The organism is Rhizobium sullae (genome assembly GCF_900169785.1).
In the GTDB taxonomy this organism is placed as follows: Bacteria; Pseudomonadota; Alphaproteobacteria; order Rhizobiales; family Rhizobiaceae; genus Rhizobium; species Rhizobium sullae.
Genome location: NZ_FWER01000017.1, coordinates 210,769 through 237,428, shown reverse-complemented (window position 1 = coordinate 237,428; position 26,660 = coordinate 210,769). Strand labels below are relative to the sequence as shown.

Sequence of the window (26,660 nt, the reverse complement as noted above, 5' to 3'; positions counted from 1 at the left end):
TTGACGCCAATCTTCAAGTTTCTGATGGAAAGCCTGCCTGTTGGCGCGATCGCCGATGAAACCGTTCTCGTCGTGGAGTTCAATATTGTAACTGTCCACGGTGACGGATGGCAGGTCTGCCGCACCGTGATTAAGGAGGGCCCCGCCATTTCTCTTTGCCATTTCGCCTTTCCAAGTCCGATGTGCTGGGTCAACGTTCTCGGTAGTTCTGCGGTTCCGCATCCCTCGTAACGCATGTGCGAAACCAGGGACTGAAGTGCCAATGCGCGCTTCGGTAGGCCGGCGCCGAAGGCAGCATCGAGCTTCGAAAGGCTGATGGCCTCTGTTGCGGCTTCAATATCTCCAAACCAATGAGAGCTTTGATTGTTCCGGGCCGGAATTTGGCATCTACAGATGCGCGGGACGATGCACTGCCCTCTAAGAGCCGTGCGTTCCGCTCACCTCTCCTGTTGGTTGTCGCATCGGCGGCGGCGGTGATGGCCCGGAAGAAGCCTCCCGCTCCAGCAATCGGCGTGACCCTCGGCCAGCTTCAACTATGCCGGACCTACTGTTGCATCTGTCGCTCTTAAGGGCGGGATTTCGCTTCGAACCGAGCGATGAGCGGAGGTATGATGGCAGCCGCAACCGCACCCGGTGGCCGTCTCAGCACCCGTGCACCGACCGCGGTCGCGGCCATTGCAGCGGCAAGTTTCGCCCATGGGTACGCGCCAAGCTGGGCATGAGCGCTGGCGTCGGCCCATTCGGCCTTGGATCTGGCGACGGCAACCGTCTGCTGCTTGACGAGCGAGAGCCTTGCACCAAGGATCTCGATCTCATTGCGCACGTGGTCGAGGTCGTCTTTGATCCGCTGCAGAGGTGCTTTCGACGGAGCGTCATCTGCGGGAGGTGTGAGTACTTCCTCGGCCGGGGCTTCGGCCTCGAGTTCGGCGAGATGAGCCTGCAGGTCGGCGTCGGTATCGAGGCCCTTCGAATGTTCTATGTCGCGCCGCGTCATGATGTTTTCTCCTTGCATTGCGATCACAGCACAACGCGTATTTCTTTAAAAAGATGCATCTGTCCAGTGGTTCGCAACCCCCTCAAATGCTTCATCGCTAACACCATGGGAGGTCCGCGCACCAGCTACCGGCGAGGGGCGGCGTGCAGCGTGAGATTGCCTTCAGCTGAGGTTGGGGCTCCCCGCGTCGTTTTGTCGTCGGCCAAGACAGGTCCTTACCGGCACTACCAAACGGCTGAATACTTCAGCAGCGAAACAATTCCGATGATTATGACTACGATCTGCACGATCTGCCGCATGGGGCATCGATCGGCAGCCGCTGAACCAAGTACAAGACGAGAATGATTACGAGAAATGTGATTAGAATTCCGATTATCACCGAAGCACCCATTTATCGCCACTCATGGTGTCGTATTCCTGGTCTTTGTTCGTCATGGCCGGTCCATTTTTTCTCATCTTCTTCGGTCTTGGTTCCGATGAGAACCAAGGCTGCTATGCGCCCGATCGACGACGGCCACCGGTCAAATGAGCAGAGCTTATTCCGGCACACCGTGTGCCGGACCTTCGTCCCTAACTTCGCGCGGCGTTGGCGTGGGGATTGCGCCATGGTCCAGATTTTTCAGATCCTGCCCCTTCGAACCGCCCACACCTGCTGCATGCGCACGATTACGGCTTGCGCGTCTGCTGTCTTGCAGAGTCCTTGCCTCTTCGATGAGGGAGGCCAAGTCTTCATCCGAGAATTCGGAGAGGTCAAAGGTCTTGGTCATATCAATCTCCCACATGGTTCGGTTTCTCCAATGATAACGCACAACTTGGCAAAACGACGCAATCAGCAGCGCCTATACTCCCCGCGAGGCTCTCGAGCCGGGCTATCAAGCGCCTCGCCTACACCGTCATGAATCGACGGCAGACAGAGCGTGAGGGCATGCCGCAGCGCAGTCGATGAAGAAGAGATGATAGGCGCGGCGACCGTTCCGGTCAGATCTCCATCCGGCTTAGCCGACCTCGAGTGGTCCGCAAGGGGCGTTGATCGCCGCAGCGCTTTTGCCGCGCGCATCATCTGGATTTAACCAGCCACCGTCTAAAATCCAGTTCTGAATTGAGCGTGGGAACTTCGCCCCGCGGTCGTCGTTCGAAGGTCGAAATTGCCGAGCGCCTTAGGCCCTCCCCAAGACAGATGACTACAACAAGAAAACCGCGCCACGGGATTACATTGCAGAGATCGATGGAAAGCGCAAAAAAGAATGCGGTCGTGCGCTTTTGATTATTCTCATTGCTGTGATGATCATCGTCGGCCGCACTCTTGCTTGTCGTTTCGATGATCGATGCCGTTCAGCATGTCCAAGGCAATCTTGGCTCTGCCGATGATGAAACCAGCCTCGATTCAGCGGCATTCCATGAAAACTCAAGGCCTAGACTGTGCGCCAGCAGACGCACGCGCGGCCATCATCGCGACCGAAGTCAATCCGCCGAAATACACCAATCTGGATTGGGGGTTTTCAGAACATTGGGCTAACTTTGTCTCCACGAAGACGATCCTGCGTGCAAAGCCGAGGTCTGCAGTGGGAAGACCAGCGTCTTCAAATTCTGTGATGAGAAGCAAGCCGAGCGCTCAGTCGATGAGAGATGAGATATGTTCGAAAACGTACAATGCCTTTTTGCCATCCGCGCCTTCTGCCATAGTGTTTGCCGGCGTCCGCGAGGCTCTATCGGGTCGAGCACTTTGCTTCACGGGAGGGTGGTGTCATGGTTCTTTTTGAACTCCTCTCCTTTACGGACGAAGAGGTCGATCTCATCACCTCCGGCCTTCGCCGGTGGTCGCAGAAAAATCACATCGATGTCCACAGCGAGCGCGGCGAGGATGCGCTGAAGCACGCCATCGGACTTGTGAGCTGTGGCGTTAAGTGTGTGGATGAATTGGCTGCAAGGCTCGACGAGAATTGCGCGCCGCCTCCCGCTGAGCGTCCCTCTCATCTTACTGGCGAGTAACCGTCCACGCTGACCGGCTACGAAGGCGTTTCATCTGCTTTCAACGCGAACATCGCACCCCCAGCGTTGCTGCTGCGCCGGTGAAATCTCAGCGCGAAAATCTTCCAAAGAGCAGAGGCGATGCGGGCCGCGGGCGGTTCGTCTTCGCCGCGGCCAATTGCGCTTCTTGTCATGCAACTCCCGGCCAGTCCGATCCGCTCAATTTGGGTGGGGCCTTGCGTCGGCGCCTCCTTTCGGAACATTCCGCGTTCCCAATATCTCACAGCACCCCGTCGACGGAATCGGATCGTGGTCAACCGCTGATCTGGCAAATGCGTTGATCTCCGGTGTCTCGCCGGCTGGCGAGCATTCTATCGCCTTCCCCTACCCCAGTTATACTGGCATTCGCATCGAGGGCATCAAGGATCTCTATGCGTATTTGGAAACGTTGCCGGCCATTTCCGGACGCCCGCCACCGCACGACCTTGCTCTGCTGTTCCGCATCCGCCGCCTTCTTGGCTTCTGGAAGCTGTTCTTTTCAATGAAGGTCGACCGAGGCGCCTGTGGCGGTCCCGTCCATGATCGAGGCGCCTATCTCGTGGAAACGCTTGGAAATTGTGCTGACTGCCATTCGACCCGCGATGTCCTGGGAGTAATCAGAGCATCGACGCGCTTCGCTGGAGGTTCTGATCCTGAGGGTACAGGTTTTGCTCCGAACATCACTCCGAGCAAGATCGGCCACTGGTCCGAGCACGCGCTTTCCGTTTTTCTGTTTTTACACAAGCACGGGCTCACGGAATGAACGCCGTCGGGCTGCCGCCGTGTGCTGATGTAAAATCGGCCGGCATGCACGGTATCGGGCGTGCCTTCGAGCTTTGACTGCCATTGCAGTGAGGAAACACCGAAGGCGGCATGCTCAATTGATCGCCACAGGGCAATAATCGCGCTGCGAGAGGGACGACTTGCCAGCGGCGCGATTGGCCGGCCACTGCTGCTCGATACTGAGGATGAAATCGAGACATGGCTGATGGACTAGGAACATTTGACCTTCTCTAAAGTTCGGAGAAATGGATCGTGCGGCCAGCTCTCCTGTAACCGTACTCTTCCCCTTGCACGTGGCTGTGCGGTCCGCCTCAATTCTTCGCGCATTGGTACGTTTGCGTACAGAAACCATGATCCATATGACACGTTCATCTTTCGAACGTGTCCCGACGTTCCTCTAGTCAACAACTAGCCCCGATTTCGTCGGGGCTCTTTGTAATGAAGGAGCGGATGTGATTATTCGGACATGCCCGCGGCATTACGAGAATCGATCATAAAAAGCGTTGTCGCTTGGGCGAAGACGTCGCGCCGTGCCTCGCCACACCGGGATGTAGGCTCTCGTCAATGCTCTCAGGCATTTCGGTCTCGATCAATTCATCGCGCTGTTCAAATCATGCAGCCCGACCATCAGCGTCATAGGGTCGGACGGTGAAGGACGGAAGCCGACCGCCTCATAGAAGACTTGAGCGTCATCGGAAATCGCATGCGCCAGCACGCCGCGGATACCGAGGATTTCAGCGGCATTGAGCAAGCGCAGACCTGCGTCGCGCACTAATGCCCTGCCGATACCGCGCCCCTGATAGGTCCGGTCGATGGCGAGGCGGCCGAGCACGGCAACCAGAATCGGATCGGGAATGTTACGCCGGAAACAGCCAGGAGCTTCCGGCTGCTTCACAGCGCCGGAGGCGAGCGCATAATAGGCGATGACGTGGCTGCCCTCGCACACGACGAAGGTACGTGATGCACCACCTTCCTGATCGGCGCGGGCGCGCCGATGCAGCCAGTCATCCAATTCGCGAACGCCGGAATTGAATTCGGCCGGTTCGTGATGATCGGCCAGTGGTGCCTGTGCACTGAGGGTCACGCCTCATCCCACGGCGCTTTTGTCAACATGGCGCGTTTCAAACTGACTCTGCGATTGCGCGTGTAGTCGCTCATTTGCCTACCTCTCGATCGTATGTGGGGCGACCACCCGCGCGTGATGCCACGGCTTAGCACGCTCTCCGCCAACGCCAGTTGACGCCGCAGATGCTTGCTGTCGAGTAGCAAGGTCGTGATTGCTGCCTTGGCGTCATCGTCATGAAACGCGAACCATCGCCTGCACCTGCCAATCCAGATCGGTGCCTTCCGGCTGAGTGGCTTCGGTTACTAATGGGCGCACGTACTTTCTCACCGCGCAGCGCACGGTTTCCCAAATTTTGAGCTTCGTGAAATGCCGTTCGATCGCGGCGCGTATGTTCTCATTCAGAAATGAGTCAAGAGGCCAAAACAATTGGGCGTTCAGAGAACAGGCTAACATGCCGCCCGCGATGAGACGTCGCAAACAAGTGGTGAAAACGATCCAGGCAGGCAGATGTCATGGCAATTCCCCGATGACACCTGAAGGATCCTCATGTATGGTTGCCGCCGGGTGGATACCGGCATCAGGTGGGGCTTCGGTCCGATGCTCGGTTTCAATCGCGTGGCATACGAGTGGGCAATGTAGGAGTTCGCGGATGCTTGAGTTGTTGGCCTTGGAGCCCGAATGCTTCTACTGGGCAAGACGTAGGGGAACCGGAGGCGCCTGGGAGGTCGTGCAGATTTCGACGGTATTTGGCGCCGGCCGCGACTATTGGACCGTCGCCAGAACCGGATCGGATGTCCACGACATGGTGGACGACTACGAGTTTCTAGCCCAGGTTGCGTTGCCGGAGGCGGATATTCTTTCTCTATCGCAGGCCGCCGAGTAAGCATCGACTGGCGGAAACGGCGGCTGCGGTTAGCAATCATGGCTCACTCTTCTTCCGCCCCCGATCTCGTCCGCCCCCCAAAGATCTACTGCGTGCCGGGCCTACCGAACTGGCCCAGCCGGCGGTTGACCGTGACCACCGGGCGGACCGCATAGAAAGTTCGGATGACTGGACGTGTCCGCTCAGGGAGCCAATCCGATCTTATACCGTCCGGCCACCTGCCAAAACCGGTTCGCATCGAGATCGGTGCGGCGCTCCGCCATAGACACGGCGGATCTTACCGGTTCAAACAGGGCAAAGCACAGCTCGGTATCGTCGTGGCGGCCATGGTAGGCAATGCCGTCCGCCGCCACGGGATGACCTGATAGAGCTTTCGACAAGTTTTGCGGCACGTCATAGGGGAAGACATCATTACGCAACTATGCCAACTTCGACAACTCCGGCAGCCTTCCTGAAGCAACCGAATAGCGTGATGGGTCCGAGAGCGGACCAATACAATCCCCTGCGGTCTTGCTCCTCAATACCTCAATTACAAGCATGCCTCCGCTGAGGCCCGACGAGATAATCGTGCAACAAATCGTTGCCGATTCCTTGGGGCCATAATCTCTGGCTCTTCGAGCCGCTGAAGAGTCCGAGCGAGGCCGCCGCCAAGTCTCGATCAAGATTCTAACGCTCTTTGGAACACCCGAGTCAATCTCTCGGCAAAGGCACGCGGATCTGGGGGCTTGTCGCCATCAAGGATCCGTGCTTGGTCGAGAAGGAGCAATGCTGCGTCTTCCCTTAGTGACGAGCTATCCGCTTGGGCGGCAATTCCCTTCACCAGCGGATGCTCGAAATTGACCTCGAGGATCGGCTTTGCCACCGATTGCAGCCGCCCGGCGCTCTGCAATATCTTTTCCATCTGGCGGTCGTAGCCCTCTTCCGGTGCGACGAGGCAGACTGCGCTTTCCGTCAGCCGATCGGAGGCGCGGACATCCGAGACCTGGTCTGCAAGCGTGTTGCGGGCAAAGGCGATGAAGCGCTGGACATCGGCCGATGTTTCGCTTTTCATGCCTGCTTCTTCATCAGGCTTGGCAAACTGTGCCAGGTCGGCTGCCCCTTGCGTGATCGATTTGAACGTCTTTCCGTCGAATTCGGGCGCGTTCATCACCCAAAAGCTGTCGATGGAATCCGTCAACAGCAGCACCTCGATGCCACGAGCGCGAAATCCTTCCAGCTGCGGCGACGCCTTGAGCTGATCCAGGCTGTTGCCAGCCAAGTAGTAGATTGCGCTTTGATCCGGTTTGGCATCCTTGACGTAATCGGAAAGCGAGCGGTAACCATCATTCGAAACCGTGGTTCTGAAACGCGACAGAGCCATCAGCTGCGAGCGCCGCTCAAAATCCTCATAGATGCCTTCCTTGACGACCGGACCGAAATTCTCCCAAAATTTGATGAACGCGTCCTGATCGCTCTCGGCGAGTTTTTCGATTGCCGTGATGATCCTGGTGGTGATGCCTTTCCTGATCGCCGACAGAACCGGGCTCGCCTGGATCATCTCGCGCGAAACGTTGAGGGGAAGGTCTGGGGTATCGACGAGGCCCCGTACAAAGCGGAGATACCGCGGCATGAGTTCGGTGTCGCCGGTGATGAAGACGCGCCTTACATAAAGCTTTATCCGGCCTTTGCGGTCAGGATCGAACATGTCGAATGGCTGTGATCCGGGAACAAAGGCGAGTGCCGTATATTCATGCCGACCTTCGGCCTTGAAATGAACAGTCAGGGCAGGCTCGTCATATTGTCCGGAAATGCCGCGATAGAAATCCGTATAGTCTTCGGTCGAAATGTCATTTTTCGAACGCGTCCAAAGCGCCGTACCGTCGGTGAGCTGGATCGGTTCGGCGCCGCGCTTTTCAACCATCGTGATCGGCACGGGAACGTGGCCGGATTGTTCCTTGACGATGCGCTCAACCGACCACCGCGACGTATAGGTCTTGGCGTCCTCCATCAAATGCACAGTGATACGCGTGCCGCGCGCCGGGGCATCCGCCATATCCGTGGGGCCGACGCTGTAGCTGCCCTTTCCATCCGACGACCACAACCAGACCTCATCGGCGCCCGCCCGCCTCGAAGCCACGTCGACGCGTTCGGCAACCATGAAGCAGGAATAGAAGCCGACGCCGAACTGTCCGATCAGTTGTGCGCCGTTGCCGGCCTTGTTGGCCTCAATGCGCTCCATGAAGGCACGGGTTCCCGAGCGGGCAATGGTGCCGAGCCCCTCGATCAATTCGTCACGGCTCATGCCAATCCCGTTGTCCTCGACGACCAACTGGCGCTTTTCCTCGTCGAGCGATAGCGTGATACGGCTGTCCGGGTCGTCTGCAAGCAATGTCGGTGTGGCAATCGCCTCGAACCGCAGTTTTTCGCAGGCATCAGCGGCGTTCGAGATCAGTTCACGCAGAAAAACATCCCTATCCGAATAGACCGAATGCACCATCATATGTAGAAGGCGCGCCACATCGGCCTCGAAGACGTGGTTTTCGGCAGGGTTTTGCGTGGCGGTAGTCGTCATGTGTCATCATCTCCGTCGTGATGGGAAAACGATCGCTCAGGTGGCAAGGACTTCGATTGAATTCAAGACGTGAGTCGCGCTTTATAGCAGGCCGTCGGCCCCTCATGCAGCGGTCAAGATCTTGACGTCTCCTCCTCTATCGAGCACATCGACCACTGCATTTTTTAGCACTCTCATACCTGGAGTGCCAATTTTTTGTCTTTGCACCCTTGAAACCTCGAATTTCCGCAACCAAATCAGTTTCGTCAGCCGCCAATACGGGGCTGAGTGTTGGAGACGCGCGTTTCCAAGGCGTCTCCATTCCATGTTGCTTTACGGAGGATATGGCTATGAGAAACGACTTCGACTTCGCTCCCCTTTACCGGTCCAGCATCGGCTTCGACCGCGTCTTCAATCTCCTTAATGCGCAGCGGTTCCAGGCCGTCGATACCTGGCCGCCCTACGATATCGTCAAGGCAGGCGAGGACGACTACCGCATCACCATGGCTGTCGCAGGTTTCGGCGAGGACGATCTGTCGGTCGCGCACGAGCGAAACGTGCTGGTCATTGCCGGCACGAAGGCCGAGAAGGAGGACGCGCAATATCTGCATCACGGCATCGCCGGCCGATCGTTCGAACGGCGCTTCGAGCTTGCCGACCACGTCAAGGTGCTTGGTGCGAGCCTGAAGAACGGCCTTCTGTCGGTCGAACTGAAACGCGAGATCCCCGAAGAGATGAAGCCGCGGCGCATCGCGATCGGTACAGGCGCGAGCCAGCAGGTTGAAGAGCAGACTGCATCACTTCAGATCGAAGGCGAAAAGCAGGTGGCTTGATCAACCCTTGATCAGCCAACTTGATCAAACAAGTTGACGGCCGGCGCCGGCCTTACTCCGGCGCGGCCGGTATGGAGGTTGAGATGAGTGTAGTCCGTGATCTTATTCCGTGGGGCCGCAGCAACAGTCCGGTCCCGACAGGTTATGCAGGCAGAGATCAGCATCCGTTCCTTGCGCTTCACCGCGAGATGAACAGGCTGTTCGACGACGTCTTCCGCGGCTTCGAGGGCCGTTTTCCGACAGTCGGATCCGGTTTCATGTTCGAAACCGCCTGGCCGAAGGTCGAAGTCGCAGAGACGGATAAGGACATCCGGATCCTCGCCGAAATCCCGGGAATGGAGGAGAAGGATATCGAACTTTTGATCGACAACGGCATCCTGACGATCCGCGGCGAAAAGCGCGCCGACAACGAGGATAAGGACCGGCAGTTCTCCGAGCGGTTCTATGGCCGCTTCGAGCGCCGCCTTTCACTCAACAGCGAGGTGCAGGAAGACAAGATCGACGCGTCCTTCAAGAACGGCGTCCTGACGATCACCCTGCCACGCTCCGAAACGGCGCAATCGCGTGCCAAGCGCATCACGATCAAGAGCTAGGGATGAATCGTCGCGCTTGTGCGCAGCAGCAGCGAGTGTATTGCCGCGCTGCCGTCAACTTCATGAAGTTCCAAAAGTGAGAGGTCGTTGATATGACGCTATCTTCAGGAGAAATAAGGGCGATCGTCGGCCCGGTCGATGAGGTCATGCTTGCAGACATCTTGGCGACAGGTGCTTCGGCAAAAGAGCTTGCCGAAGCCTGGGCTTGGGTCAACGCCGACGAGGCGCTGACGAATGAAGGCCGCCCATTGCCGACGGGACGGATTGCGCGGCTCATTGACCTGCTTGATCCCCGCCAGGAGAATGACCTGTGAAGCCCGTCCATCATTTCTGTCCCGTACTGGCCGGCGGCAACGACATGCAACACCCATCGAACAACGTGCGCGGGCTTACTTGGCCAGAGGCATAGGTGGAAGCGAGCTCCGGCAAAGCGCAGTCGGCTTGGCAGCAAGGACGGTAAGGTCTCTCGGCTATCTTTTCCTGATATGCCGTTGCCGCTCTCGAAATAATAGATCTGGTACTCGGGAAAGTCGGTATTCCGCGTTCGCTGCTCCGTCATGTCGCGCAGCGGCGCAAGGACCTGCAGGTAAATCGCGCCATATTGGGATGGGATGGCGACGCGAACCGCCAACTGCCAATCCGGCGTCCATGGTTCTTCCGCCCTCATGCGGCGACCCTTGCCTTGCCGAGACGTTTGATCGCCTGCTCCAGCGGCCGCTGGCCATTGCAGTAGTCTTCCCAGGCGGAAGACTTCAATAGCAGCGCCGGCACGGTGCGAATGGTGAAGCGCTTCGGGTCGAGGCCGGATTTGACCTGCGTCCAGGTCAGCGGCATCGAGATGGTGGCGCCCGGCCGGGCACGCGGTGACAAGGGTGCGACCGCTGTCGCCATGCGGTCATTGCGCAAATAATCGAGGAAGATGCGGCCGTTCCTCAGGCTCTTCGTCATCTTGATCAGATAGAGCTCGGGATTGTCGGAGGCCATCTGCTGGCAGACGGCTTGCGCAAACCTTTTCGCCTCCGCCCAGGAGAGCGGCTTGCGCTTGCTGACCGCCAGCGGAGTGACAACGTGCAGTCCCTTGCCGCCAGTGGTCTTGCAGAAACTGATTAGGCCGAATTCCGCAAGCCTGTCCCGCATCTCGCGGGCCGCTGCAACGACTGCGGAGAAGGCTACGTCCGGACCAGGATCGAGGTCGAAGACGAGCCGTCCCGGCACTTCCGGGTGATCCGGTTCGCAGTTCCAGGGATGCAGCTCGACGGCGCCGGCCTGCGCGACGGCTGCGAGGCCCTCGACGCGGTCGATCTGCAGGTAGGGCTTCTTGTCGCCGAACACCTTCACCAGTTCGAGAAGGTTCGACGTGCCGGGCATCGCGTGGCGCTGGAAGAACTGCTCGCCACCGATCCCGTCGGGTGCGCGGATAATGGAGCAGGGCCGTCCCCTGATATGCTCTATCATCCAGGAGCCGACGGCTTCATAGTAGCGGGCAAGCTTTTCCTTGGTGACGGGTTCCCCGTCATTGGCATCCGGCCAAAGCGGCTTGTCCGGGTTGGAGATCAGCACCCCCATCACGTTCGGTTTAACACCCTTCCGCCGCGCTGTCCTCTCCGCGGTAGTTGTCGGCGCTGGCTCAGGAAGGTCTGCCTTCGAGGGCTTCGCCGGCCGTTCGGCCTCGACCTCCCTAGCTGGCTTGTCCGCCCGCAGTCCCTTGAAGGCGGCCTGCCGCACAAGGCCGTCGGCGGTCCAGCCTGCGAATTCGATTTCCGCCACGAGCTCGGGCTTCAGCCACGTGACCTCCGCTTCCTTCTTCGGCGCGCCGATGCCGGCGAAGGGCGATTTCGTCCTCTCGAGCGCCTTCAAACTCGGAAGCAGCGTTTCCACTTTCTTCGCCCCAAACCCGGTGCCGACGCGACCGACATAGACAAAGTGGCCGTCGTGGTAGACACCGACCAACAGGGACCTGAACCTGCCATTGGTCTTGGCATAAGCACCGATCACCACCTCGTGGCCGACCCGGCATTTGGACTTGGCCCATGTTCCCCTTCGGCCGGATTGGTACGGCGCGTCCACCTGCTTCGAGATGATGCCTTCCAGCGACAGCTTGCAGGCGGATCGAAGGACCGCGTCGCCTCCGGTCTCGAAGTACTCGACGAAACGGATGCGCGGATCGTTGCCGGCATCGGACAACAGGTTCTGGAGCCGCACCTTGCGATCGACGAGTGGCAGGGATCGCAAATCCTCGCCGCCATCGTAAAGAAGATCGAATGCAAAGTAGACGAGATTGCCGGTCTTGCCCTCCGACAGCGCCGCCTGCAGGGCAGCAAAATCGGGCGCACCATTTTCGTCGAGGGCGCAGATCTCACCATCGATAATCGAGTCCGGCAGCGCAGATGCCGCCTCGGCGATTTCGCGATATCTCGCGGTCCAGTCGAGGCCCTTGCGGGTCTTAAGTGTCGCGTCGCCATTCAGCACTCGCATCTGGATCCTGTAGCCATCGAACTTTATCTCGTGAATCCAACCAGCGCCTGCCGGAGGACGCTCCAGGGTCTGGCAGAGCTGCGGCGCGATGAAGTCAGGCAAGTCGACAGGAGTGACCGACGTCTTGCCGGCTCGCACATCAGATTTTCGCTCTTCGGCCGCCAGACCTTGATGGCTGTCCCAGACCGCGTCAGCCTGAACATTGCCTCCCGCGACGATGAATGGTTTGGGCTCGCGCCCTTTGCCAGCGGCGATCATCTCCATTGTTCGGCCGGAGGCGACCGATGTGTCATTCTTCGCCAGGATCGCCGCGCCGTCCTCCTCGACCGAAAACGCGTCATGGTGCTTGATCAGCAGCCAGTTGTTTCGCTTGCCACGGTTGCGATCATCGCCCATGCGCACCAGCACGAAACCGCCGTTCAGCCGTCTGCCTTCCAGGGTGAACTTGAAATCGCCCTTTGCCAGAGCTTGCGTTGGGTTCTTTTTTCCTTCCGGTTTCCAATAGCCGCGGTCCCATATCATCACAGTACCGCCGCCATACTGGCCCTTCGGGATCGTCCCTTCGAAATCGCCATAATCCAACGGATGGTCCTCCACCTCGATCGCCAACCGCTTGTCATGCGGGTCGAGGGACGGGCCCTTCGTGACAGCCCAGGATTTGAAAACGCCATCGAGCTCGAGCCGCAGATCGTAGTGAAGCCGTGTCGCGTCATGTTTTTGGATGACGAAACGAGGGCGATTGCTGCGCGCAATGGGCCTTTCACCAGCCGGCTCAGCCGTTTTTTGGAAATCGCGCTTCGATCGATAGGTTGATAGTTTGTCACTGGCCATGGTCGTTCCCGGAAGTAGCATCCATATCGGAATGCTGGCTTGCAGCTGGAAGTTCCATGATGGCGCTCCTCCAAACGCCCTTCGGAAACAACGAAGCTCATGCAAGCCTCGCCTCCTTGGAGGCGAGACCGTCGTTGATGCACAGCTAGATGACCGCTGCGCGTGCTGGCCGGCGCGGATGGACGGTGGGCTTTCTCCTGCACGGCGCCATGACGGCAGGCATGCCAGCTTCGAGACAAGCCGCGACGAATGCCTCGCGCGCGATCACGGCGGGAATGGTCCCGCTGAGAGCGCTGCGGCACGTCTTCACCGCTCGTTGATGGCGCTCACCGTGACGCAGCGGCCATTCGTTTTCGAGAAAATCCAGGGCGTCGTAGACACCTGTGAAAGTACGGTCCAATCCGCACTGAAGCCGGATCCTCACCGGCCTTGTCCATGGAACATCGTTCAGCGGCATCTCGTCCTCCTTTCCATGCCACCAATGATCCTGACGGATGATATTGTGGGCGGTCGCCAACCGTTCAAGATCAGCCACCCAGCGGAAATCGTGTCGTCGTCGCGCGCCCTTTCGCGCTTCACGCGATCTCGCTGCTCGTCTGGCCAGCCTCAGCTCCTCGATCATCGGAAGCCACCATTCGCGGCCTTCCGTCTTAGCCTCTTTCATCGGCCAGGCGCGAACCAGTTCCTCCAAGGTTCTCGATCGACGAGTTCGCCAGTTGTTTCCGTGAAGACGACAATCCCATAGGAGGTACCGACCCGGCGCCCCAGCGGCGACAGGTCATTGCATCTAAGCGGATAGCGGCGGCGCTTCGCTCGGCCGACCGCAGGGTGTTGCGCCTCTCCTCCGGCCCGTTCCTGCGAGCGGCGGCTTCAATGTCTGGCCACCGGCGCGGGGGTTCTTCGTATGAGCGGTACGTGACGTGCCATATCCGGACGGCGCCTTCCCATCGAGCGTAGGGAGCCTGAAGCTCGTCGACCACGGCCTCGAATAAGGCGTATGGATACGGAAAGCGGCCTTGCCGCGCTCGAGGTAAAGGCTGTCGATAGGATCGAAGTCGAAGGCGTCACAGCCCTTGGCATCGCATGCGCGTCGGCCTCAGCTTCGTTCTCGGCCATCCACCGCCCAAGGGCTGCAGTCCTGCCGGGGACGAACCACGCCTTGCGGGCATCGCTCCAGCGCGCTCGCGGGAACCGCCTGCGGAACTCGTCTACGATCATCCGATCGTAGGGAATGTTGATCTCCGCGCCGGGCTTGGCGGCGTATTCTTCGGACGGAGGTCTCGGGTCGTTGCTCAATTGGTTCTGGTGCTTGCTCAGATGTAGAACGTGAGGTGGCGGCATCGGCTTCCTAGGCTTCCGGAGACCATCCTGAGGAGAGTGCACAGCCCCATTGCGCGTGCCAACGTGAACTAGCTGCATTTCAAAAGTGCTGACGTGCTTGCGCACAGAAAGAGCCGCGCCAGGATCGGGCAACGGAAGCGGCGCCCACAGCCCGCATAATGCAGTGCCTCGCCGAGCCACAATGTACTTCCTTGTGAACAACCGGCCAGTTCACGCGTTCCTTTACAGGGGCGAAGGAGCTCTCGATGTCATACGGATCGCTGAGTACTTTTGCTGAAACCTGGTGCCGGTACAGCCCGGACACCGAGATTCTCGAGGCCGCTCATAATCTGGTGGACCAGTACCTTGTGTTCTCCGAGGAAGAACAAGTGGGTAACGACTTAGTCGACGAAATCGAGCTGCCAGTCCCGAAGCCTGTTCTGATCAAGTCGTTCGGCCTCGTCATTGCCGCCGAGCACCGTCCGCATATCAGGGCTCCTCTGATCAAAGCTGGAATGACGCTTGCCCAATATTGCGACGACCTCGGCCCACGGATCAGGCTAAAGCCCACAACGCCACATGGCAGGCCGCCGGCAGCGCGATCGCGAGAATGCGAGCACCGTCTCCAAAAGAAGCTTGCGGCGGTCGCTGCAGAACGGATCGACCTCGCCGCATTCTATCGCCGCGCCTTTATCGAGGCCATGCACTGATGCGAACGCCGTCGGTATCCAGAGAGCGGGACCGCGCTGTTCCCACTCGATTGTTTCAGCAGCATTTAAGGATTTGAAATAACTATAGACTTTTCCAGAAGGTGCCCAAAAATCTGGCGCCCAGGCCGTGAAAAACGTGCGCTTTTGATTTTCAAGAGAAAACCGCGCGCTGTGCGCGCTCGGTGTGGTCCCCGTTGCCGTCCTCCTCATTCGCGTCACTGCGCCGTCGCCCGATCGTAGAGCGGGCGGCTCCTGATGTGCTTGCGTAATGTGAGCGGCTTTTAGCCCGTCACGACGGCCGCTTGTTACCACCGCATCCGATGAGCGGACGATCCGAAACCCATCACCACAGCTGTCATCACCAGCAGCTGACGAACGACCGCAAATGGGGAATCGCCAGAGCCGCGTGTGCCACACCCGCCTCTGTGCACGCTATTCTACGCCAGGACCCACTCGCGCTTTGAAACGGCTTTACATTGTCCGCCGATTGGGACGCAGATCGAATCTGCAAGTTTGGAGATGAGAGCGCGCGGCCAGACGGGAGTGAAAGATAATCAGGAATGGCAGTAAACACGGCAACGAAAATCGCCGCGGAAACGACGCTATTGCGGCCGCCGTTCCCCCCTNTCAGGAATGGCAGTAAACACGGCAACGAAAATCGCCGCGGAAACGACGCTATTGCGGCCGCCGTTCCCCCCTACTCCCCTCAAGCCATAGCAGCCCGATTCCGCGCGGCGGAGGAACCGTATCCCTGCCGGCAGCGTTTACCAGACACCGAAAATCCTGGAGGATAACATGAAAAAACTGGTCATCTCCGCCGTGTCGCTGTTCCTGTCGGTCGGCGGAGCGGCCGTCGCGCAGACAGCAACGGTCACCGTTCCCGGCGAGGTCAGAACCTATGTTCTTGAGCAGCAATCACCATCGGTCACGTTTGAAGGTGATGTTGCAGTCGGCACGGTGCTTCCTGACACGCTCGAGATCCAAACTATCCCCGATCAGTCCGATTACGGCTATGTGGTCGTCAACAAAAAGCGCGTGCTCGTCAATCCGAAGACCCGCGCGGTGATCGAGGTCGTCCAATAACTTGAAAGCACCGCGGGCCTGCAACGCAGGCCCGCAATTCCTCGCCTATCACTTCACATTCGCGCAAGGTCAAAGAGCATGTCCTGCCGCTGTTGAAAGGCGTCTCGCGGGCTGACTCTTTTCCAGGGTCTCGATCGTCTTTGCTATATCGTCGTGAAGGAGCAAAACGAATGAGCCTCAAGGATAAGAATATCGTCGTTACTGGTGGAAGTCGTGGCCTTGGCCTCGGCCTCGTCGAGGCGCTTGTGGATCAGGAGGCCAGAGTCACGGTGGTGGCGCGCCAATCCCATGCGCTCGAGACCGTCCGAAGGCGGCTGGGCGTTTCGACAATCGCCGCAGATGTGAGGGACGAGACGGCCGCTCACCGCATTCTTTCCGAGGTCCGGCCAGACATTCTCGCGCTCAACGCCGGGGCGAAGCCGCCGATGGGGCGGCTGGACCAGATCCGCTGGGAAGATTTCACAGCGCCGTGGGAGCACGACGTCAAAGCTGGGCTCCACTGGCTGCAAGGCGCGCTGAACCTGCCGCTCAATCCTGGAAGCCGCGTGTTGGTTGTATCCAGCGGCGCGGCCGTCGACGGATCGCCGATGTCGGGCGGCTATGGTGGTGCCAAGCGCATGCTCTGGTTTATGGCCAAGTATGCCAACCGCGTCTCCGGAGAGAGGCAGCTTGGCATCCGCTTTCAGGCTATCCCCCCGCGGCAGATGATTTTGGGCACCGGTATCGGCGACGCGGCCGCCGGCGCCTATGCGGCGGCCCTGGGCATCGAGCCGGCGACGTTCGTCGCTCGATTTGGCGCGCCAATGCCGCCAAGGCTATTCGGTGACAACGTAGTGGCCGTCCTTGACGATGCCATATTTTCCGACGGGTTTGCCTTCGGATTATCTGGCGACAAGGGCGTGGACGTAATGGAAGGGTTTGCGGATTGAGCGCTGGATTGCCAACACCGGACCGCGACGCCCGAGCCGAGCTAACCGCTCTGGCTGGTGCATTGCGGCCCGAGCTACACCGCTATTGCGCACGCCTCATGGGATCGGTCATCGACGGCGAGGATGTCGTACAGGACACCTTCGCCAAAGCACTTGTCGCCCTTGAAGAACTGCATGAGGCGCCGCACCTGCGCGCCTGGCTATTCAAGATCGCCCACAACCGCGCGTTAGATCTGTTGCGCGGCCGGGAAATACGTGCGGCGGAGCCCGTCGAGGCTGCCGAAAACGTGATCGATGAAGCAAGCCCGGACCCCTTGGAGACCCTGATGCAAGATGAAGCGGTGCGTACGGCAGTGTCGCGGTTCAATGAACTCCCTGTCATGCAGCGCAGCGTCGTCGTTTTGAAGGACGTGCTCGACGAACCTTTGACGGAGATTGCCAGGTTGCTCGATATCACAATCGATGCCGTGAAGGGGCATCTAGCGCGCGGCCGTGCGCGGCTCCGTGAGACAATGCACAGAGCTTTCCGCCTCCCAGCCGGAAGGCCCCGTCAACAGCCGTGACGCGCTATGTAGCGCTCTTCAATCAGCGGGACTGGGAGAGTCTGCGCGCGCTCCTCGCCGAGGACGTGAAACTTCAGCAGTCCTCGCACCCGCTGCGCTCTGGCGCTGCAGACGTCGGCCGGTTCTTCACGATCTACGCCAAGTGCGATGGGATTTGGCTTGCCCCGGCGTGGCTCGAGGGTCGGGAGGTGATTGCTGTTTTCAACGACCGAGGTGACCCGAATCCGGACCACATCATGTGGCTGGAGTGGCGTAGCGAGCGCATCAGCTTTATCCGCGATTATCGCTATGTTCGTTATGTTGCCGATGATGCAGAGCTGGTGTGGTGATCCACGCTTGGCGAAGCAACCGCCGCCGCTCGTTTGATCATCGACCGCCCATCGAACTCAGGCAAGAAGACCCGCGAGGCGCCTGAGCGGGGCCATGGTGCGGAGCCTATTGTATGAATTCACGTTAGAGAAAACGGACCAGCGCTATGGCGGAAGCCATGCTCCAGCGCTGCCGCGCGTAACAAGGAGGAAGCTTGCGATGCATATGAGGGTCGTGGCGCTCAACGTTTGGAATACCGAAGGCGATTCCCCGCTGCCGGAGATTGTCAACCGGGAACTGCACCAGCTTGATCCCGATCTGATTGCATTCCAGGAGGTGGTCCAGACGCGGGGATGTCAGAATGCTTGAACGCCTCCTCGAAGGTCTGAGCCTTCACTGGAGGCACCAAGCCGACCTGCAAGAGTTCAGCCCTCCATTTTCCGACCGCTACGGCGGCAGTGCCGCTGTAACCCGATGGCCACATCGTCCGGTTGAGGCGCTCGACTTGCGCGTGGTGGGTGTCATCGACGTCCCTTGGGCGACACTGGCCGTTGTCGCGGAATTGTCCCGGTTAGGCGAATTGCTTTTCATTGGAGCAACCACCGCGTGGCGGCTTGGCGCTGAGGCAGCGCGCGAACGGCAGGCTATGGCGATCGCCGATCTCGACATGCGCCATCGCAGAGACTTGCCGACCATCATCGCCGGCGACTAAAACGCTGCGCCGGATGCCGCGAGCGTACGCCATCTGACGGGCCGGCATTCGCTGGGCGGCCGCAGCGTCCTTTACCACGATGCCTGGACCGTGGCTGGAGAAGGTTCGGGCGACACTTGGACGGTCGACAACTCAAATGCGCTTGCCGGCGCAGGCAGCCTGGTTACCGGCGACGCATTGACTACGTTTTCGTAGGCTCTTGGGATGCTCATCCTAAAGCACATGCCGTCATCCGCAGCGCTTGCGTTCAACAAGCCGATTGACGGCGTCTGGGCCAGCGATCACTTCGGGGTCGTGGTCGATGTCGAAGTTGGGCTCGATGCCTGAGCATCTGACATCAAAAAGGTTGCTGAGGCTACTGTTCCTTGGGAGCCTGTCATCAGAACGATCCTGACGCCAGACATTTGATACTTCAACGTCAGCCGCTGACTTCGATGTCGTTATCCTCGCACCAAGTCCTCAAAGCGTCTTCCGTGGCTTCTTGTTCGAAGGCGTACCACCGATCGATGGCGTGCCTGTGCTCCAACAGGTCCTTGAAGCGGGCATAGGCACCCGCCCGGCTGAAGATCTCCCGAACCTTATTGTAATCGTCGGGCAAGTGGTGCCGCGCGAACTTCAGCACCAGCCGCTTGCCGAGATCGAGTTCTCTCTTCTCCGGAATGGGGATGTACTTCTCGCTGTCCTCGACGTCAGGCAGTTCTTCGACATCGTCCGCCCAGTCCGAATGCAAGTAGATCTTGCCCGTCTCCTTGCACAGATAAGCCGTGTTTTCGCCGGTTCCCATGGAGCTCACGAATTCGAATGCATTCAGAAGCTCGCTGAAGTCCACCGCCATTCCCGTCCTCCCGCTCACGAGCCTGTCGTCGCGGTATATAACTCGATCACAAATCGGGGCGCAAATGTGGGAGCCCCCTGCACTTACAAAGGAGACTGCTTGCGCCGTTAGGTCGAAAACGAGCGACGAAATTTCAGGTTAGAGCTTCAATTGAAGTCGGGAGGTAAGCACCCAGACTCACCGATTCTCTGCATGGTTATGTGTTCTCCTACAGGACGCGGCTTGGAGAGCCTTCAACTGCCACCGGTTGCCCGCTGCAGTTCGACCAGGCGCTCCTTGCAGATGGTTGCAACGATCTGATGGAGATGTTCCGTCCGTTCAAGCAGCCAGGCTAGCGCTTCCTCTGTGATCTCGAAGTGCTTCGAGTATCGCGCCTTGACATAGGCTTCGTTGAGGATGCTGTACCAGGCGGTATAGCGGTGCTGATCACGCGGCCAGGCGTCGATCAGCCGGCGGTCCTGATCTTCGGCCAGACTCCGGAGAAACTTAAGGCTGTGTGACGCTGGGCTGTAGTTAGTCAGGACAAGCAGCAATGCTGCATAGGCCTGCTCGATTGACTGATGCAGCAGAAATGCGGCTTCCTTGAAATCCTGCTCTCTTATGCAAAAAGCTGCTGTCTTAAGAAATACCTTAGCGTGCGGTATTCGATCCTCGAAAAATTCTTTGGCAATCCGATAAACATCTGCCGGCGTTTGCGGCTTTGGTTCGGCCAGCGGCCGGTCGTCGAGCTCGTAGAGCACGATGCCCTCGCGCAGGATGTCGACGAAGAAATACTGGCCGTCGGCGAGGAAGTTGTTCACCTCCCTGGCGCCATGGACGATCAGCCCGACCGGCGTCTTGACATCTCTGTCCCAGAGCAGCCGGTCGGTCGCTTTCTCCCAGTATTGTAGCTCCGCCAGCTGCTTGGAATTGACGAGCACCAGGATGTCGTAGTCGGAGCGGTAGCCCTTCATCGTGTGCGGCTCGTCGACCCAGGTGCCACGCGCAAAAGAACCAAACAAAATGATCTTTAAGATCCGGCCGCGCTTCTTGAAGGNTCGTCGACCCAGGTGCCACGCGCAAAAGAACCAAACAAAATGATCTTTAAGATCCGGCCGCGCTTCTTGAAGGCGGCCGACGTCCCTGACAGCGCATCGGCGAACTCCTCATGGATGATCGCAACAACGCGGGCAAGCTCGCGCTGCTTTTCTTCCGGCAGATGTTCCAGGGACGATCGCATGGGTTCATCGATAGGCCAAAGACGATTCGCCGTCCACTACTGGAAACTGTAGTTTGGCACCCATCAAATCTACGGTCGGACAGGAGCTTCATGGCGGAAAGGTGGGATCGTCCGGCCTGCCTGGTAGGTTTGGCAGCAGGGACGCCGTCTTCAATGCTGCGGATTTGGCGGTGGAGGATCAGGTCTTCGATTAACGGAGGGAGCTTGTTGGACATCCTCAGGCATGTCGGGCACTCGAAGGAATAGCGCGATGAGCAGGATGAGACGCTCGCCTTGATTGTCGCCGCGCAGGAAGACCCCATTTAAGTGCCAAGGGACAACTTGAGCCCGAACTCGGTTATTGCGTCCTTAACAGAGCAACTCGACGTTGATTCAAAGTGAAACAATCGTAAATGAAAGCGCGTGCTTGCAGGGAGTTGCGGCTGATCGGCCTTGACATAGAGTAGGGCGTTATAATGTTTCTGCCGGAACATTATAATTAAGCTGCCCTGTCTCCCGTCTCGACAATCAATCGCGCGCGCTCGTAAAGCTCATCAAAGGTGACGATCTCCAGTCGGAGCAAGTTCGCGTCCGCCTATTCCGTCCTGCTCACCCGCGCATCCGGCACGGCAAGGAACGGTTTGAAGGCAGCGGCAACCTTGGCCAGAAAGCCCTTGCTGAAGGCGCCTGATATCTCAGCGTTCGGGTCATAATAGAACGACGCTTCAGCGATATCGTGGTTGAACTCCGAAACGGTGATCCAGGCGTCTTTCCAGTCGCGGATTCCAGCGCGCCGGCATTCAAGCTGCGGGATTTCGAGCGCAATCTGGTCAGACCGCGGCGGCGTGCCGGAAATTGCCAGGATGACGAGATGGGTCTGCGTGCCCTTCGGGATGGCCAGCACCATGCAGACAGGGCGAGACTTGCGACCTTCTGTTTCGCCCTTGTCACGCTGCCACGCCCAGAGGTACGGATATCGAAGAACCGAACCGTTGGCCGGAATATCAGCCATCGGCTTCCCGGCCTTCTTCGATCAAACGGTCCAGTTCGGGCAAAATAATGTCCACCAGGTCCTGCGGAGCTTCGTTGGCGCCATAGACCCTTCGAGGGTCGCCCTTGCTTTTCATGGCCTCGAACTCGTCGTAGGTCATGAGGACGTATCTCGGTTTGCGGTGCTGGGTAATCGCAACCGGCTGACGATCGGCCGCCATAGTGACGGTCTTGATGTCGCGCAGCAAATCGACGGTGGTAAATTTCTGCATCGGACAGCCTCCTTCAGATAAATCGACTTATACGATTTATTTGACTATTTCGCAAGCGACCGGAACCGCACCTACCCTCGCAAACCCACGGGGAATTAGCGTCAAGTTTAACTACATCATTGTGCGGGCCTTGAGGCTTCAGTTCCAGGTTTCAAGCCCGATCACACGACACTCATCAGGGAATCAGGTGGCTTGAACATCACCAGCTTGCCATGTCCAGCATTTCAGCGCCAAAGTGCAATAAGTCCGCCATTTCCGCCGGTAACCGGATCGGTTCGTGGCGCGGAGAGGTCTCGGATACGCCTCAATTGTTCCGGCGTTGCCGCTTCACGACAGAGATCGTAGTCGCTCCCGGGCGGATAGGCGCCGATCACCAGGAAATCGCTGCTTGCGGAAAGACGACAATGGCCGGTTCCCGCGGGCAATATCGCTGCATCGCCAGCATGAACTTCGATCTTGGGGCCTGTCGGTCCACCAAGCATCAACGTCGCGCTGCCAGCGGCAAAACCCAAGGCCTCATGGGTTTTCGAATGATAGTGATGAAATGGATAGACGCCGTTCCGCCACATATTGCCCCAGCCGTTTCGTATGAACAGGCCTTCAAAACCCTCCGCGAGATTCCCATCCTTCAGCACGCCTCGATAAAACAACAGCGGAAACGCCGGATTGTTCGGAACGAATTCGCTAGGCTCAAGCCGGATTGCTTCGGGTTCCATCTGTTCGCCTCCTCATCCGCTACAACGATAACCGCTTCGGCCTTTAGCGGTTCCGCTTGCTATCTCGGAACCAACGGCGCTTGGCGTAGTTCTGCATAGGCATCCCGAGTTCAACAGAAGAAGGAAAGGACATGTCCATGCCTTCCATCAACTCTGCAAAAGTACTTATCCTAGCGACTGACGGCTACGAGCGCTCTGAGCTGCGGGTACCGCACGAGGAGCTAAAAAAGCGCGGGGCCACGGTCAAGATTGCCTCCATCAAGGAGGGCAGCATTAAGAGCTGGCACAAGGGCGATTGGGGCGACAGCATCGGCGTCGACCTGCAGGCGAAGGACGTGAAGGTCGACGATTTCGATGCCATCGTCCTGCCCGGCGGCCAGATCAATCCTGACAAGCTGCGCGCCGACGAGAACGCCATGCGCGTCGTTCGCGAGTTCGTGAAATCCGGCAAGGTTGTGGCCGCCATATGCCATGCACCATGGCTGCTTATCGAAGCCGATGCGTTGCGCGGCCGACAGGCAACCTCATACCGCTCAATCAAGACCGACGTAAAGAACGCCGGCGCCACCTGGAAAGATGAAAAGGTAGTAACCGACCAGGGCATCATTACCTCCCGTTCGCCAGACGATCTGGACGCATTCGTCACGAAGGTCGTCGAAGAGATCGAGGAAGGCCGCCACGAGAAGCGAGCCGCTTGATAGGACCTCCTGTTCTCTTGAGCCCGCGCGCCCCCTGTGCGGGCGTTTCTTTATGAGGCTTTGCGTACAGCCGCCTCTGCTGCCCGCCGATCGCGGGAAAGGAAATCGAGCAGCCGGTTTTCTTCCGCCCGCAACCCCCACAGCGGCACAACCAGCGGGAACGTCCCCTCCGGACAAACATAGTCCTTGTCGGCAAGAGCAATGATCGAAGGGTGAATGTAGCTTGAGCGCGAGATGGCGGGCGTGTTATGCAACACGGCAGCTGACGCCTCCGCCATATCCTTCACGGTCGGGCGCTTTCCGCCTTCGAATGCGCTCCGCGCAACGGCGAAGGCCGCGAGCGAACCGGCCCACGTCCGAAAGGTTTTCGCGGTGATCGCAGTACCGGAAATTTCCGCCAGATAACTGTTCAATCGTCCGGATTCGATCGGCTTCAACGTACCGGTCTCATCCTTCCAAACGAAAAGCTGGCGGCCGGGGAGGTCGGCGATCTCTTCCAGCATCTTTTGCAGCCGGGGATGCCGGAGGCTGCGCCGAACACGCTTTCCGCCCTTGGAACGAAACTTCAACTCGATCCGGCCCTCCATTAGCGCGATGTGCCGCTTCAAAAGCGTCGTTGCGCCATAAGTGCCATTTTCCTTAAGATAGGCTTGGTTACCGACGCGAAGATGTGCTTGGTCGAGCAATGTCGTCAGAGCCGCAAGAACGCCACGGACATCTTCAGCGCCGGTCTCAAGATCGCGCTGCACCTGCCGCCGTATCCTAGGCAAAGCCTGGGCAAAAGCGATCAGCTGATCGAATTTTGCGATGCTGCGAAAGGACTGCCAATCATTGTGATAGCGATATTGCTTTCGTCCGCGCGCGTCAAAACCAGTCGCCTGCAGGTGGCCGTTTTCCTTCAGACATATCCAGACGTTTTCGTATGCGGGAGGCAATCCAAGCGCGGCGATACGGTGCTTCTGCTGCGGCTCCCTGACCAGCGAACCGTCTGGCAGCCGGTAACAGAAGCCCCTGCCCTTTTTCTGCCTGCGGATACCGGGTTCGGTATCGCTTACATAGACCAGGCCAACTTCACGTAGGTCTTCCGCATTCATCGCTTTGTTTCGATTGTTATCGGTTCTTGCGACCGAAGTGGAACCATCGCGGACCTTCGGTCTTCGTGGCCTTCTTCGGCGGTTCTGTGGCACCTTTCGGCGCGAAAACGGCAATACTTTCGCGGTAGACCATCACCGGGTTTTCCGGATCGAATGCCGTAAAGGGGTCGTCGGCTCCAGTCTCGACGACTCGTTGCCAGGACTTGATGCCGTTGACCCCCGGAAGCGTCACCTCACAATCCCCACCAGCATTGAACACCATGAAGAGGCCGTCCATCTTTTCCGCGTCCGATGTGTGAACACTCCGGGACACGTAAACACTGAGCACCCGCAATTCGTTGTCATTCCACGCGCCGTCGTCCATGAAATGGCCATCCGGCTTGTACCAGGCGACTTCAATCCGTCCGTCCTCTGCGGTTTCGCCTGTCAGGAACCGCTCCTGCCGAAGCTCCGGCTGCGCCTTGCGGAAAGCGATCATCTTCTGGCAGAAGGTTAGAAACGGATCGTCTAGCCCGTTCCAGTCGATCCAGCCAATCTCGTTGTCCTGGCAATAGGCATTGTTGTTGCCGCCCTGGCTGTTGCCCACCTCGTCGCCCGCAAGGATCATGGGCACGCCCTGGCTGAGCAGCAGCGTGGCCATCATGTTGCGCCGCCGTCTACGGCGCGCGTCATTGATACCGGCGTCGTCGGTTGCGCCCTCCGCACCCATATTGTCCGAGTGATTGTCGGAGTGGCCGTCCCGATTGTCCTCGCCGTTCGCTTCATTGTGCTTGCCGTCAAAGGAGACCGTGTCCATCAATGTGAAGCCGTCATGAGCCGCAAGAAGATTAATGGATGATGTCGAGCCGCGGTCAGAATGGTTGAACTGCCGCGCCGAACCGGTGACGCGCTCCGCCATCTCCGACACCAGTCCGCCATCGCCTTTCCAAAAGCGGCGAACATCGTCACGGAACTTGTCGTTCCATTCACGAAAGGGGTGCGGAAATCCGCCGACTTGATAACCGCCTTCGCCGACGTCCCACGGCTCGGCGATCAGTTTCACACCAGCAAGCATCGGATCCTGCCGGATCGCGCTGAAAAAGATACCCTGGCGGTCGAATTCCATATCCTGACGTCCGAGCGTGCTCGCGAGATCGAAGCGGAAGCCGTCGATATGCATCGCGCCGACCCAGTAGCGCAGGCTGTCCAGCACCATACGCATGACCATCGGATTGGCGACATTCAGCGTGTTGCCGGTACCTGTCGTGTCGAAAGTGTGACGAGGATCGTCCGGCGAGAGGATGTAGTAGCTCGCATTGTCGAGGCCACGAAAGGAAAGCGTCGGACCCTTTTCGCTGCCTTCAGCCGTGTGGTTATAGACCACATCCATGATCACCTCGATGCCGGAGGCATGGAACTTCTTCACCATGGTCTTGAATTCGGTGATCTTGTCGGTCGACATATAGCGCGATTGCGGTGCGAAGAAGCCGAGCGTCTGGTAGCCCCAGTAATTGGTGAGGTGTTTTTCCTCCAGATACCGGTCGTTCGGAAAATACTGGATCGGCAGCAATTCGACGGCCGAAATGCCAAGCTTCGTCAGATGGTCGATAATCGGATCGCTGCACATGCCGAGAAACGTGCCGCGTAATTTATTTGGCACCTTCGGATGCGTCATCGTCATGCCGCGCACATGCGTCTCATAGATGACCGTTTCCGTCCACGGGCGGCGGATCGCCTCATCGCCGTCCCAGTCGAAATCCGGATCCTGCACCATGCCTTTCACCGTGAAAGGCGCGCTGTCACGCTCGTCGAAGGAGAGATCGTCCTTGCCAATCGTGTAGCCGTAGAGCGCATCGTTCCATTTGAGATCGCCAACAACCTGCTTGGCATAGGGATCGAGTAGAAGCTTGTTGGGATTGAAGCGATGCCCGTTTTTTGGATCATAGGGTCCGCTTGCGCGATAGCCGTAGACGGCGCCCGGCTTCAGCCCGCCAATATAGCCTGACCAGATATCGCCCTCGCGCTTAGGCAACGGCATGCGTGCCATTTCCGTAATGCCGTCGTCGGAAAAGAGACATAGGTCGACCTGCTCGGCGTGAGCGGAATAGACAGCGAAATGCGTACCAGTCCCGGTATATTCAGCGCCGAGTTCCGGCTTCATGAAATCGAGTTCGGAAAAGGAAAAACTCATAGTGTCTCCGCTTGGTGGATGGCCAAGCGGGAAACGTTACCGCAGTGCGAAAGTTCCCTGGATCGG

28 protein-coding genes and 4 pseudogenes are annotated in these 26,660 nt (G+C 58.6%); 15 read left to right on the top strand and 17 right to left on the bottom strand.

The genetic code is table 11. From position 1 onward, the window contains the following. Positions 1–565: 565 nt before the first annotated feature. The 3 genes and pseudogenes from BN1800_RS17915 to BN1800_RS17905 all read right to left on the bottom strand — a co-directional run bounded on the left by BN1800_RS17915 (position 566) and on the right by BN1800_RS17905 (position 1,761). Entirely contained in the window at positions 566–994 is a 429-nt protein-coding gene (locus BN1800_RS17915; protein WP_037143174.1) for a hypothetical protein, read from the bottom strand. Between the two features lie 224 nt (positions 995–1,218). Then, a pseudogene (locus BN1800_RS43645) lies at positions 1,219–1,385 on the bottom strand (Thivi_2564 family membrane protein). Between the two features lie 145 nt (positions 1,386–1,530). After that, entirely contained in the window at positions 1,531–1,761 is a 231-nt protein-coding gene (locus BN1800_RS17905; RefSeq protein WP_086999863.1) for a hypothetical protein, read from the bottom strand. 979 nt (positions 1,762–2,740) lie between these two features. Between BN1800_RS17905 and BN1800_RS17900 the strand changes: the two genes are divergently transcribed. Together BN1800_RS17900 and BN1800_RS42475 are read left to right on the top strand one after the other, a co-directional pair. Next, entirely contained in the window at positions 2,741–2,983 is a 243-nt protein-coding gene (locus BN1800_RS17900; RefSeq protein ID WP_027512476.1) for a hypothetical protein, read from the top strand. Positions 2,984–3,063: 80 nt separating this feature from the next. Beyond that, a pseudogene (locus BN1800_RS42475) lies at positions 3,064–3,734 on the top strand (c-type cytochrome); the annotation flags it as partial. Positions 3,735–3,878: 144 nt separating this feature from the next. Here the strand turns inward: BN1800_RS42475 and BN1800_RS43440 are convergent. Further along, positions 3,879–4,004 (bottom strand): hypothetical protein, encoded by a 126-nt coding sequence (locus BN1800_RS43440; protein ID WP_280173959.1) that lies wholly within the window; start codon positions 4,002–4,004, stop codon positions 3,879–3,881. A gap of 369 nt (positions 4,005–4,373) precedes the next feature. Then, positions 4,374–4,868 (bottom strand): GNAT family N-acetyltransferase, encoded by a 495-nt coding sequence (locus BN1800_RS17890; protein ID WP_086999814.1) that lies wholly within the window; start codon positions 4,866–4,868, stop codon positions 4,374–4,376. A gap of 631 nt (positions 4,869–5,499) precedes the next feature. On the opposite strand from BN1800_RS17890, the gene BN1800_RS17880 reads away from it, so the two are divergent. Next, positions 5,500–5,733 (top strand): hypothetical protein, encoded by a 234-nt coding sequence (locus BN1800_RS17880; protein ID WP_027512472.1) that lies wholly within the window; start codon positions 5,500–5,502, stop codon positions 5,731–5,733. A gap of 182 nt (positions 5,734–5,915) precedes the next feature. On the opposite strand, the gene BN1800_RS40395 is transcribed toward BN1800_RS17880, so the two are convergent. Beyond that, positions 5,916–6,152: a hypothetical protein gene (locus BN1800_RS40395; protein ID WP_143534007.1), complete on the bottom strand. Its 237-nt coding sequence runs from the start codon at positions 6,150–6,152 to the stop codon at positions 5,916–5,918. 239 nt (positions 6,153–6,391) lie between these two features. Next, the gene (htpG, locus tag BN1800_RS17875) at positions 6,392–8,284 is read right to left on the bottom strand and encodes a molecular chaperone HtpG (protein WP_086999812.1); all 1,893 of its coding nucleotides are present in this window, start codon (positions 8,282–8,284) and stop codon (positions 6,392–6,394) included. 329 nt (positions 8,285–8,613) lie between these two features. Between htpG and BN1800_RS17870 the strand changes: the two genes are divergently transcribed. The 3 genes from BN1800_RS17870 (at position 8,614) to BN1800_RS17860 (ending at position 10,003) form a co-directional block, all read left to right on the top strand. After that, complete coding sequence (locus tag BN1800_RS17870; RefSeq protein ID WP_086999810.1) at positions 8,614–9,096, top strand: Hsp20 family protein; 483 nt, start codon at positions 8,614–8,616, stop codon at positions 9,094–9,096. Positions 9,097–9,179: 83 nt separating this feature from the next. Continuing rightward, positions 9,180–9,689, top strand: coding sequence for an Hsp20/alpha crystallin family protein (locus BN1800_RS17865; protein WP_086999808.1), 510 nt, complete (start codon positions 9,180–9,182; stop codon positions 9,687–9,689). A gap of 92 nt (positions 9,690–9,781) precedes the next feature. Then, positions 9,782–10,003, top strand: a complete 222-nt coding sequence (locus BN1800_RS17860; protein WP_027513926.1) for a hypothetical protein — start codon at positions 9,782–9,784, stop codon at positions 10,001–10,003. Between the two features lie 349 nt (positions 10,004–10,352). Here BN1800_RS17860 and ligD read toward each other — a convergent pair whose 3' ends face one another. From ligD to BN1800_RS17845, 3 genes and pseudogenes are all read right to left on the bottom strand, one after another. Next, positions 10,353–12,995: a DNA ligase D gene (ligD, locus tag BN1800_RS17855; protein ID WP_086999806.1), complete on the bottom strand. Its 2,643-nt coding sequence runs from the start codon at positions 12,993–12,995 to the stop codon at positions 10,353–10,355. A 145-nt stretch (positions 12,996–13,140) separates the two neighbouring features. Then, the gene (locus BN1800_RS17850) at positions 13,141–13,452 is read right to left on the bottom strand and encodes a DUF982 domain-containing protein (RefSeq protein WP_086999861.1); all 312 of its coding nucleotides are present in this window, start codon (positions 13,450–13,452) and stop codon (positions 13,141–13,143) included. Between the two features lie 99 nt (positions 13,453–13,551). Next, positions 13,552–14,312, bottom strand: a pseudogene (locus BN1800_RS17845) (hypothetical protein); the annotation flags it as partial. A 269-nt stretch (positions 14,313–14,581) separates the two neighbouring features. On the opposite strand from BN1800_RS17845, the gene BN1800_RS17840 reads away from it, so the two are divergent. The 8 genes from BN1800_RS17840 (at position 14,582) to BN1800_RS43435 (ending at position 18,948) form a co-directional block, all read left to right on the top strand. Next, a complete protein-coding gene (locus tag BN1800_RS17840) occupies positions 14,582–15,025 on the top strand; it encodes a hypothetical protein (RefSeq protein WP_086999804.1) in 444 nt (147 codons plus the stop codon). A gap of 795 nt (positions 15,026–15,820) precedes the next feature. After that, a complete protein-coding gene (locus tag BN1800_RS17835) occupies positions 15,821–16,108 on the top strand; it encodes a DUF1236 domain-containing protein (protein ID WP_086999802.1) in 288 nt (95 codons plus the stop codon). Positions 16,109–16,278: 170 nt separating this feature from the next. Further along, positions 16,279–17,037 (top strand): SDR family NAD(P)-dependent oxidoreductase, encoded by a 759-nt coding sequence (locus tag BN1800_RS17830; RefSeq protein ID WP_086999800.1) that lies wholly within the window; start codon positions 16,279–16,281, stop codon positions 17,035–17,037. Beyond that, on the top strand, positions 17,034–17,600 hold the full coding sequence (locus BN1800_RS43640; RefSeq protein WP_342210307.1) for an RNA polymerase sigma factor: 567 nt from the start codon (positions 17,034–17,036) through the stop codon (positions 17,598–17,600). Before BN1800_RS17830 ends, BN1800_RS43640 begins: the two co-directional genes overlap by 4 nt. Then, a complete protein-coding gene (locus BN1800_RS43635) occupies positions 17,597–17,929 on the top strand; it encodes a nuclear transport factor 2 family protein (RefSeq protein WP_342210306.1) in 333 nt (110 codons plus the stop codon). The genes BN1800_RS43640 and BN1800_RS43635 overlap by 4 nt, the downstream gene beginning before the upstream one ends. Before the next feature lie 199 nt (positions 17,930–18,128). Then, complete coding sequence (locus BN1800_RS42470; RefSeq protein WP_244564545.1) at positions 18,129–18,278, top strand: endonuclease/exonuclease/phosphatase family protein; 150 nt, start codon at positions 18,129–18,131, stop codon at positions 18,276–18,278. After that, the gene (locus BN1800_RS42465; RefSeq protein WP_244564544.1) at positions 18,271–18,621 is read left to right on the top strand and encodes an endonuclease/exonuclease/phosphatase family protein; all 351 of its coding nucleotides are present in this window, start codon (positions 18,271–18,273) and stop codon (positions 18,619–18,621) included. Before BN1800_RS42470 ends, BN1800_RS42465 begins: the two co-directional genes overlap by 8 nt. A 204-nt stretch (positions 18,622–18,825) precedes the next feature. Then, positions 18,826–18,948 (top strand): hypothetical protein, encoded by a 123-nt coding sequence (locus BN1800_RS43435; protein ID WP_280173958.1) that lies wholly within the window; start codon positions 18,826–18,828, stop codon positions 18,946–18,948. A 91-nt stretch (positions 18,949–19,039) separates the two neighbouring features. Here the strand turns inward: BN1800_RS43435 and BN1800_RS17815 are convergent, their stop codons facing one another. From BN1800_RS17815 to BN1800_RS17795, 5 genes and pseudogenes are all read right to left on the bottom strand, one after another. Further along, a complete protein-coding gene (locus BN1800_RS17815) occupies positions 19,040–19,456 on the bottom strand; it encodes a UPF0158 family protein (protein WP_086999798.1) in 417 nt (138 codons plus the stop codon). Between the two features lie 233 nt (positions 19,457–19,689). Continuing rightward, a pseudogene (locus BN1800_RS17810) lies at positions 19,690–20,675 on the bottom strand (nucleotidyltransferase and HEPN domain-containing protein). Between the two features lie 574 nt (positions 20,676–21,249). Then, positions 21,250–21,666: a hypothetical protein gene (locus BN1800_RS17805; RefSeq protein ID WP_086999796.1), complete on the bottom strand. Its 417-nt coding sequence runs from the start codon at positions 21,664–21,666 to the stop codon at positions 21,250–21,252. Beyond that, on the bottom strand, positions 21,659–21,916 hold the full coding sequence (locus tag BN1800_RS17800) for a type II toxin-antitoxin system Phd/YefM family antitoxin (RefSeq protein WP_027511194.1): 258 nt from the start codon (positions 21,914–21,916) through the stop codon (positions 21,659–21,661). The genes BN1800_RS17805 and BN1800_RS17800 overlap by 8 nt, the downstream gene beginning before the upstream one ends. A 224-nt stretch (positions 21,917–22,140) precedes the next feature. After that, positions 22,141–22,632 carry a cupin gene (locus BN1800_RS17795; RefSeq protein ID WP_086999794.1) on the bottom strand — a complete coding sequence of 164 codons (492 nt, stop codon included), beginning with the start codon at positions 22,630–22,632 and terminating at the stop codon, positions 22,141–22,143. 137 nt (positions 22,633–22,769) lie between these two features. Between BN1800_RS17795 and BN1800_RS17790 the strand changes: the two genes are divergently transcribed. Further along, on the top strand, positions 22,770–23,330 hold the full coding sequence (locus BN1800_RS17790; RefSeq protein ID WP_027511193.1) for a DJ-1/PfpI/YhbO family deglycase/protease: 561 nt from the start codon (positions 22,770–22,772) through the stop codon (positions 23,328–23,330). 50 nt (positions 23,331–23,380) lie between these two features. Here the strand turns inward: BN1800_RS17790 and BN1800_RS17785 are convergent, their stop codons facing one another. Both BN1800_RS17785 and glgX read right to left on the bottom strand, forming a co-directional pair. Then, on the bottom strand, positions 23,381–24,424 hold the full coding sequence (locus BN1800_RS17785; RefSeq protein ID WP_086999792.1) for a DNA topoisomerase IB: 1,044 nt from the start codon (positions 24,422–24,424) through the stop codon (positions 23,381–23,383). Between the two features lie 16 nt (positions 24,425–24,440). After that, positions 24,441–26,594 carry a glycogen debranching protein GlgX gene (gene glgX, locus BN1800_RS17780; protein WP_086999790.1) on the bottom strand — a complete coding sequence of 718 codons (2,154 nt, stop codon included), beginning with the start codon at positions 26,592–26,594 and terminating at the stop codon, positions 24,441–24,443. Between the last annotated feature and the right edge of the window lie 66 nt (positions 26,595–26,660).

Excerpts from the sequence above, each read along its gene's own strand:
- BN1800_RS17815 (WP_086999798.1), bottom strand. The coding sequence starts at position 19,456 with ATGGCGGTGGACTTCAGCGAGCTTCTGAATGCATTCGAATTCGTGAGC.
- BN1800_RS17830 (WP_086999800.1), top strand. The coding sequence starts at position 16,279 with ATGAGCCTCAAGGATAAGAATATCGTCGTTACTGGTGGAAGTCGTGGC.
- BN1800_RS17915 (WP_037143174.1), bottom strand. The coding sequence starts at position 994 with ATGACGCGGCGCGACATAGAACATTCGAAGGGCCTCGATACCGACGCC.
- BN1800_RS42465 (WP_244564544.1), top strand. The coding sequence starts at position 18,271 with ATGCTTGAACGCCTCCTCGAAGGTCTGAGCCTTCACTGGAGGCACCAA.
- BN1800_RS17880 (WP_027512472.1), top strand. The coding sequence starts at position 5,500 with ATGCTTGAGTTGTTGGCCTTGGAGCCCGAATGCTTCTACTGGGCAAGA.
- BN1800_RS17785 (WP_086999792.1), bottom strand. The coding sequence starts at position 24,424 with ATGAATGCGGAAGACCTACGTGAAGTTGGCCTGGTCTATGTAAGCGAT.
- BN1800_RS42470 (WP_244564545.1), top strand. The coding sequence starts at position 18,129 with ATGCATATGAGGGTCGTGGCGCTCAACGTTTGGAATACCGAAGGCGAT.
- BN1800_RS17835 (WP_086999802.1), top strand. The coding sequence starts at position 15,821 with ATGAAAAAACTGGTCATCTCCGCCGTGTCGCTGTTCCTGTCGGTCGGC.
- ligD (WP_086999806.1), bottom strand. The coding sequence starts at position 12,995 with ATGGCCAGTGACAAACTATCAACCTATCGATCGAAGCGCGATTTCCAA.
- BN1800_RS17850 (WP_086999861.1), bottom strand. The coding sequence starts at position 13,452 with ATGCCGCTGAACGATGTTCCATGGACAAGGCCGGTGAGGATCCGGCTT.
- BN1800_RS17870 (WP_086999810.1), top strand. The coding sequence starts at position 8,614 with ATGAGAAACGACTTCGACTTCGCTCCCCTTTACCGGTCCAGCATCGGC.
- BN1800_RS17805 (WP_086999796.1), bottom strand. The coding sequence starts at position 21,666 with ATGGCTGATATTCCGGCCAACGGTTCGGTTCTTCGATATCCGTACCTC.
- glgX (WP_086999790.1), bottom strand. The coding sequence starts at position 26,594 with ATGAGTTTTTCCTTTTCCGAACTCGATTTCATGAAGCCGGAACTCGGC.
- BN1800_RS17790 (WP_027511193.1), top strand. The coding sequence starts at position 22,770 with ATGCCTTCCATCAACTCTGCAAAAGTACTTATCCTAGCGACTGACGGC.
- BN1800_RS17860 (WP_027513926.1), top strand. The coding sequence starts at position 9,782 with ATGACGCTATCTTCAGGAGAAATAAGGGCGATCGTCGGCCCGGTCGAT.
- BN1800_RS17840 (WP_086999804.1), top strand. The coding sequence starts at position 14,582 with ATGTCATACGGATCGCTGAGTACTTTTGCTGAAACCTGGTGCCGGTAC.
- BN1800_RS43435 (WP_280173958.1), top strand. The coding sequence starts at position 18,826 with ATGCTCATCCTAAAGCACATGCCGTCATCCGCAGCGCTTGCGTTCAAC.
- BN1800_RS17900 (WP_027512476.1), top strand. The coding sequence starts at position 2,741 with ATGGTTCTTTTTGAACTCCTCTCCTTTACGGACGAAGAGGTCGATCTC.
- BN1800_RS17905 (WP_086999863.1), bottom strand. The coding sequence starts at position 1,761 with ATGACCAAGACCTTTGACCTCTCCGAATTCTCGGATGAAGACTTGGCC.
- BN1800_RS17795 (WP_086999794.1), bottom strand. The coding sequence starts at position 22,632 with ATGGAACCCGAAGCAATCCGGCTTGAGCCTAGCGAATTCGTTCCGAAC.
- BN1800_RS17800 (WP_027511194.1), bottom strand. The coding sequence starts at position 21,916 with ATGCAGAAATTTACCACCGTCGATTTGCTGCGCGACATCAAGACCGTC.
- BN1800_RS17865 (WP_086999808.1), top strand. The coding sequence starts at position 9,180 with ATGAGTGTAGTCCGTGATCTTATTCCGTGGGGCCGCAGCAACAGTCCG.
- BN1800_RS43440 (WP_280173959.1), bottom strand. The coding sequence starts at position 4,004 with ATGTTCCTAGTCCATCAGCCATGTCTCGATTTCATCCTCAGTATCGAG.
- htpG (WP_086999812.1), bottom strand. The coding sequence starts at position 8,284 with ATGACGACTACCGCCACGCAAAACCCTGCCGAAAACCACGTCTTCGAG.